The sequence below is a fragment of the Enterococcus sp. 3H8_DIV0648 genome (genome assembly GCF_002140655.1).
GTDB lineage: Bacteria > Bacillota > Bacilli > Lactobacillales > Enterococcaceae > Enterococcus_A > Enterococcus_A hulanensis.
The window spans coordinates 3,299,154-3,313,124 of record NZ_NGLG01000001.1; the positions used below are offsets into that span (position 1 = coordinate 3,299,154).

At 36.4% G+C, this 13,971-nt stretch carries 13 protein-coding genes and 1 pseudogene; all 14 read left to right on the forward strand.

Features of this window, described 5'->3' with window-relative positions; genetic code table 11:
* The first annotated feature begins 136 nt into the window (after nt 1–136).
* Complete coding sequence (locus tag A5875_RS15200) at nt 137–445, forward strand: DUF960 family protein (RefSeq protein WP_088934365.1); 309 nt, start codon at nt 137–139, stop codon at nt 443–445.
* Between the two features lie 60 nt (nt 446–505).
* Nucleotides 506–979 carry a JAB domain-containing protein gene (locus A5875_RS15205; protein WP_254911880.1) on the forward strand — a complete coding sequence of 158 codons (474 nt, stop codon included), beginning with the start codon at nt 506–508 and terminating at the stop codon, nt 977–979.
* A 58-nt stretch (nt 980–1,037) separates the two neighbouring features.
* The gene (locus A5875_RS15210; RefSeq protein WP_088934366.1) at nt 1,038–1,340 is read left to right on the forward strand and encodes a 4'-phosphopantetheinyl transferase; all 303 of its coding nucleotides are present in this window, start codon (nt 1,038–1,040) and stop codon (nt 1,338–1,340) included.
* 187 nt (nt 1,341–1,527) lie between these two features.
* Nucleotides 1,528–2,106, forward strand: coding sequence for a DUF1643 domain-containing protein (locus A5875_RS15215; protein ID WP_088934367.1), 579 nt, complete (start codon nt 1,528–1,530; stop codon nt 2,104–2,106).
* Between the two features lie 129 nt (nt 2,107–2,235).
* Nucleotides 2,236–2,589: a hypothetical protein gene (locus A5875_RS15220; RefSeq protein WP_088934368.1), complete on the forward strand. Its 354-nt coding sequence runs from the start codon at nt 2,236–2,238 to the stop codon at nt 2,587–2,589.
* A 20-nt stretch (nt 2,590–2,609) separates the two neighbouring features.
* The gene (locus tag A5875_RS15225; protein WP_088934369.1) at nt 2,610–3,800 is read left to right on the forward strand and encodes a serine hydrolase; all 1,191 of its coding nucleotides are present in this window, start codon (nt 2,610–2,612) and stop codon (nt 3,798–3,800) included.
* Nucleotides 3,801–4,517 carry a zinc ribbon domain-containing protein gene (locus A5875_RS15230; RefSeq protein WP_088934370.1) on the forward strand — a complete coding sequence of 239 codons (717 nt, stop codon included), beginning with the start codon at nt 3,801–3,803 and terminating at the stop codon, nt 4,515–4,517.
* Nucleotides 4,518–5,043: 526 nt separating this feature from the next.
* Nucleotides 5,044–5,859: a hypothetical protein gene (locus A5875_RS15235; protein WP_088934371.1), complete on the forward strand. Its 816-nt coding sequence runs from the start codon at nt 5,044–5,046 to the stop codon at nt 5,857–5,859.
* 214 nt (nt 5,860–6,073) lie between these two features.
* Complete coding sequence (locus tag A5875_RS15240) at nt 6,074–8,905, forward strand: DUF927 domain-containing protein (protein ID WP_088934372.1); 2,832 nt, start codon at nt 6,074–6,076, stop codon at nt 8,903–8,905.
* A gap of 98 nt (nt 8,906–9,003) precedes the next feature.
* Complete coding sequence (locus A5875_RS15245) at nt 9,004–9,462, forward strand: hypothetical protein (protein WP_088934373.1); 459 nt, start codon at nt 9,004–9,006, stop codon at nt 9,460–9,462.
* Between the two features lie 196 nt (nt 9,463–9,658).
* Nucleotides 9,659–11,041 (forward strand): recombinase family protein, encoded by a 1,383-nt coding sequence (locus tag A5875_RS15250; RefSeq protein WP_088934374.1) that lies wholly within the window; start codon nt 9,659–9,661, stop codon nt 11,039–11,041.
* 38 nt (nt 11,042–11,079) lie between these two features.
* Nucleotides 11,080–12,735: a recombinase family protein gene (locus tag A5875_RS15255; protein ID WP_088934704.1), complete on the forward strand. Its 1,656-nt coding sequence runs from the start codon at nt 11,080–11,082 to the stop codon at nt 12,733–12,735.
* Nucleotides 12,736–12,814: 79 nt separating this feature from the next.
* Nucleotides 12,815–13,486: a Fic family protein gene (locus tag A5875_RS15260; protein ID WP_088934375.1), complete on the forward strand. Its 672-nt coding sequence runs from the start codon at nt 12,815–12,817 to the stop codon at nt 13,484–13,486.
* Between the two features lie 257 nt (nt 13,487–13,743).
* Nucleotides 13,744–13,971 (forward strand): annotated as a pseudogene (locus tag A5875_RS24010) (hypothetical protein); the annotation flags it as partial.

Genomic DNA, 13,971 nt, shown 5'->3' on the forward strand with positions numbered 1-13,971 from the left:
AGATTATATCTTGATGTAGTACTTTACAGACAGTACTTTGAGTTAATTGGATTTACAAGCATATATTATTACCATGAGGCCCAATCATTTTAATCGATGATTGGGCTATTTTTATGTTCAGAAGGAGGAATAGCCAATGTTCGATACACAAGAAAATCGCTATATCACGAAAGGAGTAAATGAACAAGCCCCGAAAGAAATTCAGTTGCGCTGTTGGCATTTGATTGACGAGAAGGTGAAGCAATCAGAGATTCAAATGGATTACCTACAAATTTTTGAGTTCAATCGAGATGATCAACGAAGGACCATTAACATCACTCACCGACAAGAGGAACCGTTCTTCATCGACTATCACGAATGCCGAATAACAAAAGAATTAATAAATTTCCAAGTAAAGAAATTATGGGTTATTGAGCATACAATGTTATTACCAGAGGAATACTAATGAAAAGAATCAGATCATAAGTAGGAAATCATAAAAAAGAATCGAAAGAAGGTCTTGGTATTGAGGAATAAAATAGAGCCAAAGAAACGTGTGAATATCGTTTCCTTACAGATGGTGAAAGAGTCATCCGTACTCTATGCAGGTAGGAAATGTAATAGTCCACAAGCCTTGTATCAGTTATTCGCACCGTTTATTGAAAATAAGGATAGAGAACATTTAGTCATGGCGGGATTAAATCAAAAGCTAGAGCCGACAATCATCCAAACGATCCATATTGGTACGATCAACCAATCGTTAGCTTTTCCACGAGATATATTGAAAGCAGCGCTGTTATCGAATAGCGTTTCAATTTGTATTGCCCATAATCATCCTTCAGGAGATGAAACCGCCTCGTTAGCAGATATTCAACTGACAGCGCGCTTAGAAAAAGCAGCGAAACTACTGCAGATTAAGCTACAAGATCATCTTATTATTGGTTCCACTGGAAAGTTTTTGTCCATGCGAGCAGAAGGACATATTAGTGAAGATACCTAACCTCAACGGCTATTACAGGTCGTTGGGGTTTTTATTTTGTAGAAAGGAATGAATAGAAATGATGGATGAAGCGATCATCATATTGAAGGAACAAGTAGGAATAACAACACAAGAAACTGATTGGGGATTTGAGTCAGTTACAGCTGAACGTGAAGAGTTAGATCCAACAATCATTAAAGTAACTAACACTGACTTACCTAAACTAGTACTGACTCATTTGTACTTGTATGTGGAGCAAGAATCTGGAAAAGATTTTGTGGTGTATTTCATCACAGATACTACTAGTAGCTGCGAATATACTCGCGGCATACTAGTAGAAGGAAAACTTCACTGGTATTCATATGGTGAATCTCATGATTAGTCCAGAAATATGGAAAACGATAGCAGAGTGTTTACAGGACATCTTATTAGCGCTTGAGAAAAATGAAAGGATAGGTGACAACGATGAAGTGGTTTAGATTGATTGCGAAGATCGCAACAGCAGTGCTTGTGACACTGATTAATGCGCAAATTATTTGATAAATATAACTATAGAGAGGATGAACACAATGATCGAAAAGAAATTGGAAATCGTAAAAACGGAAATTTGGCGAGACTCAGAAACGCGTACCCATCGATATGTTTTCAGACGAGAATGGGAATCAGCGAAAAAGGATGAAAAGACAGGTCCATTGGCAGTTGTGATAACCATTAGACCAAGTGATATTGAACCATTCACCACAGATTTGACGTTATTTCTAATAGAGCAAAACATTCGGAAGCTCGGAAACTACTCTGGTTTTCTAGCTGTTAATCTCTTTAGTTCCACAGAATTAACAACAGCATCTTCATACGCTTCTAAAGGAACGGACGAGAACACGATGGAAACCTTAAGTACGGCGCTCTCTCAAAAAGGTGTAAAGACGATCATTTTTGCAGTGGGATCAGTGATTAATTCCAATACGACTGCGATTGAACAGACTAAGACGATTTACAATTTGCTTAATGCGAAACAAAAGAAAATGACGAAGGTACTAACTGATCCCAATACTGGAAGTTGGTCACATCCTTTGAACCCAACCTGTAGGAAAAGCTGGAAATTGGCAGACATTGATCCGCAACTGTTTGAGCAACTACTACCTGAATGATGAACCAATGACAAAACGACTGAAAATGTCAGTGACAAAGGGCATGACGGATGAACAGGCAATGTCTGATCTAAGTCGATAAACTGATTACGTAATACATTTCTTATAAAGGACGTGGGTGATGTTCATGTGGAAAAAGAAATTGAAGGGTTAAATGGTATCTATAAAACGATTGCTCAACTCACATCGTTGGATGATTGTTTGATTATCTACCAAAATTTCAAAGGATTATCGGTTACTTTTCCGACTAAACTAATTGATTCAGATTATGTAAAAAAGCATCTTCGTAAAGAATTGCTTCGCGAGAAGGTATTGAACAAGGATGAGATACAACAATTAGCAGTATCTTTCGATTATTCTGAGCGGCAGATTCGTCGCTTTTTACATGAGGAGAAACGAAAGATACAGAACGATACTGTTGAAGAGGACGGACTTCCATACGTAGCCCGATGGTTGAAGAATCAGAATGACAGCGAAGATTAAAAAATGTTAGGGGGGATCATGTGGCCTATTGTGAAGAATGTGGAAAAAAATTGACTGATGGTGTTTCCTTTTGTGAGTATTGTGGAACACTAGTCAAGCAGAAAAATCAAAATGATATGAATGAGTACGACGAGATAGAAGAGCCGCAATTCGAGCTTGTTACAGAGGTTATTCCAGAGGAAGAACAGGTTCGTAAGACTCAGGAAAAACCACCTAAAAGAAAGTGGATCGTTGCAGTTGTACTCACAATTTTAGTAATTGTCGTTGGAGGTGGAGGGTACTGGTGGTTCAATCATGATGACAAAAAGCCTGTTGTGCAATCAAGTGAGACAAACGAGAGTACCTCATCATCAATGACCAAAGAATCAACATCCATTTCAACAGAACAAAGTACACAATCAGCTTTTAACAAACAAGAAGTCAGTAACCTTGCAGATAGTACAGTTGGAAAGTTGCAGAACAAAACAGGTGTCTTTGTGTCAATGATTGATGAAAAAAACATCGACTATGAAAAAAGTGGAACTGCACCAATTCGAGCGGCCAGTATTATCAAATTATTTTTGATGGAAGCTTTCTATCGTGAAGTCAATGAAGGGACAATTCGGTTAGATGAGCCATACGTTCTAAAAGATACGGACAAAGTTAGTGGGACAGGCGTGTTGCAAAACTATGCAGAAGGTACTGAATTGACATATGAGGATTTGATTCGTCACATGATCGTTGATAGCGATAATACAGCCGGTAACATCGTCATGAACATTCTTGGTGGTCCAGAAAACATTACGAAGTTCATTTATACTCAGGGATTCAACGACACACGAATTGAACGGAAATTTGTCGATAGTACTGCTTTAGCGGCTGGCAAGGATAATTATACATCTGCGGTGGATGTTGGGAATCTTTTGAAAAAGATTTATCAGAGGAAAGCTGTCTCTCCACGATATGATCAGCAGATGCTAGAAATTCTAAAATACAATAAAAATCATTCGAAGTTACCGAAAGAGATTGATTCAGAGGTAAATGTATATAACAAGACTGGAGAATACACGGATTACGGTGTTCAAAATGATGCCTGCATTTTTGAAACAAATAGGAACGCTTATGTTGTTGTAGTTTTATCAGAAGATGGTGACGAGTCGCAACAAGTCTCTGCGATGAATGAGTTTGGTCGACAATTGTGTGAGTTGTTAGGAAAAGAAAAGGGTGAGTAGATGGAAATCAAGTTTTGTCCAAGTTGTGGAAATAAAGTAAGTGCTGGTGCGAAGTTTTGTGGTAAGTGTGGATGCTCATTAGTCAATGACTTTGAATCAAATCATACAGAATCTGAAAAGAATTCTACTATTAGTAAACAAAAAGTAGCGGAAGGAATCGATGCAGCAAAAGAAGGCGCTCAAAAAACTGCATCGAGAATCAAGAAAGCAGCAGAAGATAGCCAAATTACCGATAAGGTTCAATCTTCCATCCACTCTCTAAATCAACAGCCAGAGAAAAAAGCAAGAGTCTTAAAAATAGGCGGAGCAGTTATTGCTTTAATCATTATCGTTTTTGGTTGGAATTGGTTTTCGAATAAAGATTATCGTCAGGCGATGGCAAATGGCGACAGTTATTTTTCACAGGGCGAGTTTGGTAAAGCTTCAGAGTTTTATCAACAGGCGCACGATCAGAAACCGGGGGATGAGAAAGCTACTGAGATGCGCAGTTACGCTCAAGAACTTGGGAACTATTGGACTATGATCAATGAAGATGATGGTTTTCCTGGTTCAAGAAGTCAAACAGTCGAAGAAATAGAAGGCAAAGCAAATCAGATAAAGGATAAAATGATCAAAGCAAAGTACACGGAAGCTGCTGAGGCGATTAAGAATTCTGATCAGTACAAATTAGAAGAGAGGATCGGGAAAAAATACGAGAAAGCCTATAATATGGAATAATAAAGTGATTTAAAAAAATTGGGATTTCTGGGAATAATCAGGAATGACTAATAGGTAAATAAATAGAGGCTATGTAATAGTCCCATGTACCCAAAAAGTTTTTGGGTACATGGGTTCATTTTTTCAATTTAAGGTTCACTAAACGTATTCGTATAAAAAAGGAGGTTGTCATCCCAAAAATCCCAATTTTACAAATTATACTATCAATTACTTTATCAGTATATTATTATTTTTATTGAGGTGATTGCATGAATATTTACGATTATCAAAATAAAAGTTTGAATCCGTTGTTTAATGATGCTTCATATCTTCAACTCACGAAGAGAGATAAAAACAAGGAAGAGTCTGTCTCTTATACACATCTAGATGTGTATAAGAGACAGTAGTAAATACTGTTGAATGTGATTTAGAGAATGGTTATCATAAATGGATTAATCGGAAGCTTAATTCAAGGGTACAGTTTGACTGTGAAGGAATAAATATTGAGCATAAAAATAATCAATTAAATGAGCTAGAAAATTTATTATTGATTCTTATTTTTCAAAATTTCCAACCAAGTGATGATCGTTATAATAAACAAGTTGAAAGATTGCTGACATTGCCGGAAAAAAATGCCGAGTTATTAGTATATGATATACGTACTAAAACAAAAACTGAAAAGTCAAAGTATAATTCACTTATCAAAAAATATGGAATAAAGTATATTAATTGCTATATGGGGTTGCAGGTTTTATTTTTGTCCTCATACAATCAACATTTTAAAAAATTACTTGTCGAAATGTTTAAAGAAAAACATGATAAACAACTTGCCCTGTATACACAACAAGAACGAAAAAAGGGGATTAGACTAAGTGATAAGGAAGTTTATCAGCAATTCATGAAGGATAAAGTAGTTAACGGTTCCTCGTATTATCAATTTGAAATCTATAGCGATTTTATAGAAGCGATTAGAAATAAAAACACATCTGAATGGAAACCATTTAACCCATACATTGCATTCCATACTTTAGAAGTTTTTAACGAAACCTATACTGTTTTGTATAACAGAGATACTAAATGGTGGCTATTAGATAGTATGAATGCTAAAGGTTTTGATCCTGAACATGAAATGTTTCAAAATAGAATCGATAATTACCCGTTATTTAGTTTGTTGGATATTATTATTGCAGAAATATTTTTCCCGGGAATAGATAAACTTTATGAAGAATTTGCTACTGTCCAGCATGAATTCAGACAATCAGTTCACGCGATAAATCATTATTTGAGTTCCGGATACGGACGACTATCCTATTTACTTACATGTGCAGATAATGGGAAATATGAAGAGGAATACTGGTTTTAACAAGATAAGATCAGAGCGACAAAGTGAGTCTACCTCATTTTGTCGCTCTTTTTTTGAATACTTAAAAAGTAAAAAAGGGGTAAAAAAAAGCAATTTCTTGCTCTTTTTTACCCGATTCTTTTTTTGAGCTTTCCCATTAAGATTAACTTGTAATTACGAAACAACAAAAAGGATTACCGGTGATCCGATATTAGCTATATCGGAGGGAATGTAAATGGAAAACAGAGAAGACTTAATCAAGATTACCGAAAAAGACACACAAGTCACTAAGGAAGAGTTCGACAAATTACTTTGGCCAAAAATGCGGGAGACAACGGACTATTTAAAAAGAAAAGGTATTACTCATTTAAATGTTCGTCATTTTGCCAAAGGAGAACCTACTAAAACATCTATTGTTTCTATTGAAGCTGAGCAGCAGAGACCGCTTTATCAATGGATTATAAATAATCAGGTTTGGGGCAAAACAATCAACATAACGTTTAATCAACCTGAAAAAGCAGCATTATCAAAAACATCTTTTGGAAATACAGACTTCAAAGAGCCTAATGGTGTGTTGATAGATGTGGATACTGTTCGCAAAGCGGGAACGAGCGCCACGATACAAATGGTTTCCGTATCAGAAAAAATTGTGAAAAAGATCGAAAAACTTTGGAAAGACTTAGGTATTAATAATTATTTAGTCGCTTTCTCTGGCAATGGAATGCATATAATTCTTCATGGCGATTTCAAAAATTATCCTAATACATTTAGAAAAAAACTGTTGGAAGCTCTGGCATCTGAGTTTGATGAGCCAGAAGCAAAAATCGATACGGTTACTCATGATGCTGCAAGATTGACGAAGCTATATGGTTGTATAGCTACAAAAGGTGATCCAACGGAAGAAACACCTCATCGGCAAAGCTATATCGTGTCTATACATGAGGATAAAAAAACAAATGACCTTTCAAAACTAAATCAGTGGGTAGAGGAAACTCTAAAGAAAAATCAAAGTGAAGCCCGAAAAACACCAACACTTGAGAAAAAGAAAATGGTTTGGATGAAAGGCAATGCGAAAAAATGGGCCGATCATTATGGATTTTCTTATAAGGAAAAGGCTGGTGATAAACCTGGGATCACTATTTTGAGCTTCGAAAAATGTCCAATGAAAGATCACACAAACAGCCCTTATGGCTTTGCACTAATTCAGAGTGGGGATTTTGTTATGGTCCAATGTATGCATGAAAGCCATAAGGAGATCACGATTTATGATTTCAACGAATTATATCCCAGACCAGATGAAGCTAAGATCGGTCAAAAACCGATTAGTCAAACTCACTTATCAGCTGGAGAGAAATATGATTTCTTTCCTTACCTTCTTAGCAATGAAGGATTGGTCTGGAAAAAGGGAGACGACAAAAAGATTAAAATTAGTTCACCAGTTTACATCAACGGTATTAAAAAGTCGATAGAGGACAACACTGTTCAATATCAGCTAATGTATAAAAGCAATGATCTATGGGAAAAGATTTGGGTGGACGGCTCATATATTCAAGCCGGTATGTTAAAAAAACTTTCAAGAGTTGGACTTGAATTCAAGGCCAATTTTGAGAATAATCTTGTTGATTTTTTGATAGAACAAAAACAAACTGTTGAAGTTTGTTATAGCCATAAACGGATTGGCTGGGATTTTCGCCATATGGAACCTGTTTTTAGGCTCTTTAATTCCTATGGGAATGCGAACGATATGTTTGTTAGCCAACTAGATGAAGGAGCCATTTTTGATCTCAAACCAACTGGGAATTACGACACTTGGCTGCAAATGGTTAAAACCGATGTGCTAGGAACCTATATGGAAATGATGTTAGCAGTTGGATTTGCAAGTATGGTTTTTGCTTACTTAAAAGGAACAACGTATCCGGAGCTAACGGCTCCGTTCATCAATTTATCGAATAGAACATCGACCGGAAAAACAACATCACAAGTATTTGCTGTATCACTGTTTTCTTCACCTAATAGCAGTATGGATTCAATGAACGCGACAATGAACAGTATTATTGGAACTTTGGCTAATAATCACGGAATACTCTATGCTTTAGACGAATTAGCCACCAACAGCACCATTGATGTTACGCAACTTGTGTACGCTGTGAGTACAGGGAAAGATAGAAAACGATTAAATCAAGATGGGACAATAAGAAAGCGTTCCTCATTCTCAACAATGATTTTAACCAGTGCAGAAAACCCACTTACAACATTTGTTAAAAATGAAACTGGGATGCGTGCGCGAATTATTGAATTTTCTGGTAAAACTTGGACGAAATCGGCTAGTTCATCAGAGAAAATCAAACAAGTTTCAAATAACAACTATGGACAAGCGGGCATCAAATTTGTCAAAAGGTTATTTGAAGAGGGGCATCAAATTATTACATCGACTTTTGAAGAAGAAAAAAGAGTAATGATTGCAGAATTGCCTCAAAGCTCTGTAAAAGAGCGAATTGCTAACAACTATGCTTTGATTACAACAGCAGCAAGATTAGTAATTCAACTCTTAGAAATCCCGATTCGTTACGATTTTATTAAGAACGAATTGATTCTCTTAGAACAAGAAGCAATTGAGTTCGCAAAAAATGAACAGCAAGGAATTGATGAAAAGGTCCTTGAGTTCTTACTTTCGAATGGTCAGCATTTTGTCCAGTTTTCGAATGCTAAAAAACCTGTCTATAATGCTTGGGGAATTTGCCAAAGGAAAAATGACTACATCCAAGTCAATATTTTCAAAAATAAATTTGAAGATGTAGTGAAGAAATTGGCGAATGTAGAAAACCCAAAACGAATTATTCAAGAGCTAATCGATATTGGCATGATCTACAAAGAAGGGGATAGAAAAAACAAGCGAATAAATGTCGATAACCGAAAACGTGTACCAACCTATGAATTTCACCTGGATCTAGAATATGCTGCTTATTTTAGCTTCTCATTACCTAGATCGCTAGAAATCAACGCAAAAGAAATAACCCAGCAAGAAATAAGTATCGATGATATTGCTCCAGACGATTTAGAGTTTTAAGGTGGTGGTCATTATGTACCAGAATAGGGCACCACCTTAAAAGTAACAATATCCTATAAATAAAGCAGACAAATAAATTATGAAAGTAGGAAAATATAATGAAAAACAATACGGATAATTTTTTAATTAATTCAATCTATGAAACCACAGGAGCATATTCGTTTGGCGGGTACGGAACAGTAAAAGAAGTTAGCTTCCTTACCAAAACAAACTTGAATAATAAAGACAGCAGGGTAATGAAACTTGGATTAGAAATAGGAGGACTAATACTTATGGATCCAATCATCAGGGTGGACGGCTATTTTGAAATTTTAAACGACTTTGATAGCCCTTATCAAAAGAACTTTGGAAAGGGTCATCCACTTGTATCGAAGGCTTTTCAACAGTTGGCATATAAAGTTGATCGTGTGTTACCTAATAACAAGTCTATCGTAAGCTTAGAAAAAAGAATAGAAGATGAACTATTAGAAAAATCAGTATTTGTTCGGGGAAGTAGTCACTTCGACAGCATCTCAGGCAATCAAATGCTATTTATTGATGGCATCGAGTTTCGATAAGCAGTAACTACCTAACCAATAACATGAAAGGAGGATAAGTCTGTATGGAGACGTCTATGCGATTTTCAAAAACAATAGCAAGACAGTTGTTGCCGTATCTGTATCATCATGATCCAGATATGGATAGCGCTCAACAACCTGATGTTGGTGAAGGGGATTAACCCCCTTCACCACTTTAAAAGAGGAGGTAGCGTGAGTGAGACTCTACGGCTATGATCGGACCTCTGTCTGGGATACGTACAAAGTGTCCAATGATTCTCAGTGGACAGAGATAATAAAAAAGGCATTAGAAGACTGTGAATCTAAACCGATGAGATTCAGCGACAAAGGAGAAACTGGAGGAAATGATGATCGCCTCGGTTTAAAAAAATTAATTGCTGAGATCACTTCTTCTCATAAAAAAGGAAGACTTTATGTTTGGCGTTATGATCGGATTTTTCGAGAAACACAAAAAGCCTTGGAATTTTTAAAGCTCTGTCATGAGCATAATGTAGAGATTGTCTCTATCTCTGAACCATTACCGGAAGGATCATCAAGTTTAGCGCTAAAAACGATGTTCGTTCAATTACTATTTATCAATGCTTCAATGCAGCGAGATACAATAATCGAAAATACCCGTAATGGTTTAGCCTATAAGAGAAGTAATAGGGAATACATTTCGTCGATTGTTCCCTTTGGTTATCGATTAATAGAAGGCGAGATTATTCAAGTAGAACAAGAAGCAAATGCAGTTAAGCGATTATTTGACTTATACGAAAGCGGCGAATATGGCTACAAGAAATTAGCAGACAAACTCACTGAAGAAGGACACTATTTCAATAATCGCCCATTTAAAGTTCATAATATTTGGAGCATCTTAGACAATTCCGTTTACTACGGCATGGTGAAGGGCGGTACCTTTGGAGAGTATCGAGGAAATTTTGAACCAATAATCAGTGAGTCCCAGTTTAAGCAAGCCCAAGTCATTAGAAAATCTCGTTGTGTAAAGAAAGTTAATAACAGAGAGTATTTGTTACGCAAGAAAATTGTTTGTCCATATTGTGGGCGAAAACTAAGCCCTATGTGGCAATGGAATCACAGCAAGACAAAACGTCTCCATTATTATTACTGTGCGAACCGTGAATGTCAGGGAATTTATATACCAGCCACGAAAATAGAAAAACAGGTACTTATAGCTTTAAAAAACTTTATTAGAAAAGATACCATATATCAAGGAATCATCACTGAAATTGATGCACAGATGAAGCAATTAATGAAGAAGGAGAAGCGGATAGACCAAAAAAGGTCTAATAGTAGGATTGAAATTATCCAACAATTTGAAGAAGGAAAGATTACCTTAGATGAAATGAAGAGATTGTTAAATAGCTTTGAGGACAAACAATCGAGCCAAACATTGACTATCAGCCAATACCAGATACAGCTAGATCGACTTTTAGAATTGCAGGAACATTCTGTTCAGCGGCTGATCTTAAATCATGTAAATACTGTTTCCGTTCAAAAAGACAAAAGAATAAATGGTATTTACCTTCAAGGAATTTCTGAAACGTTTATATCAGGAAAAAGGAGAGGATGTAATTGAAAAAACAAACACTAATTGCTGATGATTTTAAATGGCAAATGGCTGTTGCGAAGAGTCAAAATCCTAAAGCAAAAAGAGTAGCGCTTTATATTAGGGTGTCCACTCAGGAACAGGTTTTGGAAGGTCACAGTATACCCGCTCAAAAAACAAAAGGCTATGAGTGCGCAGAAAGAATGGGGTATGAGGTTGTTGAAGTCTATATTGACGAAGGGTTAAGTGGGAAATCTACCAAACATCGTCCTGCCTATCAACAAATGATGTCTGATGCACGGGCAGGGAATTTTGACCTTGTTGTTATTTGGAAGTTGACTCGTTTAGGTCGGAATATGTTGGATATTTTAAATACAGTAGAAGAATTCATTAAGCTAGGGATTGAATTATTTTCAATCAGCGAAAATTTCGACATTTCAACGTCTTCGGGAAAGCTTATGCTACAGCTTCTAAGTAGCTTCTCCGAGTTCGAGCGCAACCAAATTTCTGAGAATGTAATCATGTCAATGATTAGCTTGGTACGTGATCAACAACGCTATGCTGGTGGAAGGCGATTAGGGTATGTTAGCGGTCTTGATGATGATGGTAGAAAGCAATTGATTATCGAGCCAGAAGAAGCGAAAATCATTCAATTGATCTTTGCCAAATACTTAGGTGGAGATGAGTATCGAACAATTGCCACTTATCTGAATCGACAAGGTTACCAAACACTCAAAAAGAATAAATTTTCACCAACGGCAGTCAAAGACATTCTTCAAAATAAAATTTATGGAGGTTTCATCGAATATGCTCGTTACTTAAATTGGGATACAAAACGGCGAAAAGGCAAGAATCCAAATCCAATTTTAGTCAAAGGGGAGCACGAACCGATTATTGATGAAGTCACTTATCAGGCAGTACAAGATCGTTTAGCTCATGAGAAGGACCGACCAAGATGGAATCTTACTGGTGAAAACGTACTTACGGGGCTATTGCGTTGTCCGGAGTGTGGAGCGCCAATGGCAGCCAATAATGTCACCAATCGACTTAAGGATGGAACGAAAAGAGTCCTTCATTACTATTCTTGTTGCGAGTTTTTAAGTAAAGGCTCAAAAAAGGGTTGTCATGCCAATTCCATTCGGAAAGAAAAAGCTGAGAGTTTTGTTGCAGCACGGCTAAAAGAAATCGTTCAAGTACCAGAAATACTAGACTCATTAGTTAAAGAAATGAATCAAGAGCTACAAGAGCAAATTGCTCCATTAGAGCAGGAGCTTGCGGTTATCGCTACTGAAAAGTTAGACTTAGCACCTAAACTCGAACGTTTGCAGTTAGCCTTAGAAGACAGTCCTGAATTGCATGATAATCTAATTGATCGTATCAATGAACTTACTTCTAAAATCATGTTGCATACGCAAAGAGAAAATGAAATTTTAAGTATCCTGCACCATAAGGATCAAAAAATTAAGGCTGAAAATGTCCAGCAGATTATCTCTTCACTGGATTACTTACTGGAACACAGTGAGAAAAAAGTGGTTAAAGAGATTTACCGAACCTTCATTGATAAAATCCTATTTGACAAGAAAAACAAGGATGATATTAAAATCTACATGAAGTTTGATCAAACGATCGTTACCCAACTAAATGAGCTATACAAGGAAGTCGTATCTGATAAAAAAGATACGGCTTCTTTTGTAGCTAGAGCACCCTATCGAATAGTAATATAGTCGGAAAATTCAGCAAGTGTTTTGAATCGTTAATTTATTGTATAATGGTAAGCACAAGCACTGAAGGGGAGGGAAAGATATGAATGTTTCTCAAGATTATTTAGAAGATGTGTTGGTCCGAATGGCCTATCATTCCAGTGGGATAGAAGGAAATACGATTAGCTTACCGCAGACGGTATCAATAATTTTAGAAGGAACGCTTCCCAGCAGTAGTAAAAGTATTCGTGAATTTTATGAAATCGAAAATCATAAGCAAGCATTTGACTATTTAATTGAACTGCTAGATAGGAACCAACCGTTAAATATAGCAGAAATCAAGCAAATTCATGCCTTACTAACCGATCGTCTACAGCATGATAAAGGTCAGTTTAAAACGCAGCAAAATGCGATCCGTGGGGCAGAATTCAAAACGGCTACACCAGAGGAGACGCCATTTCTAATGGATCAGTGGGTAGAGAACACAAATTACCGATTGGATTTAGATAGTGACGAAAGACAAATTTTAGAAGTATTAGCAGATACACACATCCAGTTCGAGCGAATCCATCCCTTCTCTGATGGGAATGGACGAACAGGCCGATTGGTCTTGATGTACCTGAGTATGAAGTATTTAGGAGTGCCAGTTGTTATTCGAAAAGAATGGCGTGGTCAATACATGGAATATTTAGGGGAGCAGAACATTGAATCTCTTGCAAAATTATTTAATGAGTCATTGATAATTGAACGTGAACGCATTACTGAATTTCAATAAGTAAGCTGTACTCATCATCCGAGTACAGCTTTTCTGATAGCATTGATTGTTATCTAATCCGTAACGAAGCCCTAGATATCATGAATACCTAGGGCAATTGTTATGGACCTGCGTAACACGTGTTGGAAAAACTATTATCTGATAGAGATTAATTAGGTATATGCATTCGAGAGATAGTTCTGGAGATTTACTATTTCAATTATGTTTAAAAGGTGAACACATAAAATGCAAACTAGTATATAATTGTATTGGCTTGAATGAAAAAAGTATTAAATATCCATTTGAATAAATTGAAAGTTTGTGTGATATTAATGAACCATAGAAAATGTCAGGTTTTTACTCCAGACGTATATGCTGATGAGATGCTAAATGAAATTGGCTACTACGGGAAAAAGATTTTGGGTAAGTTGTTTTTGGAAAATTCAGTAGGTGAAGGAGATATACTTTTAGCAGCTGTTAAAAGATATATTTTAAGTGCTCTAGAT

Excerpts from the sequence above, each read along its gene's own strand:
- A5875_RS15230 (WP_088934370.1), top strand. The coding sequence starts at position 3,801 with ATGGAAATCAAGTTTTGTCCAAGTTGTGGAAATAAAGTAAGTGCTGGT.
- A5875_RS15255 (WP_088934704.1), top strand. The coding sequence starts at position 11,080 with ATGGCTGTTGCGAAGAGTCAAAATCCTAAAGCAAAAAGAGTAGCGCTT.
- A5875_RS15200 (WP_088934365.1), top strand. The coding sequence starts at position 137 with ATGTTCGATACACAAGAAAATCGCTATATCACGAAAGGAGTAAATGAA.
- A5875_RS15210 (WP_088934366.1), top strand. The coding sequence starts at position 1,038 with ATGATGGATGAAGCGATCATCATATTGAAGGAACAAGTAGGAATAACA.
- A5875_RS15245 (WP_088934373.1), top strand. The coding sequence starts at position 9,004 with ATGAAAAACAATACGGATAATTTTTTAATTAATTCAATCTATGAAACC.
- A5875_RS15240 (WP_088934372.1), top strand. The coding sequence starts at position 6,074 with ATGGAAAACAGAGAAGACTTAATCAAGATTACCGAAAAAGACACACAA.
- A5875_RS15260 (WP_088934375.1), top strand. The coding sequence starts at position 12,815 with ATGAATGTTTCTCAAGATTATTTAGAAGATGTGTTGGTCCGAATGGCC.
- A5875_RS15215 (WP_088934367.1), top strand. The coding sequence starts at position 1,528 with ATGATCGAAAAGAAATTGGAAATCGTAAAAACGGAAATTTGGCGAGAC.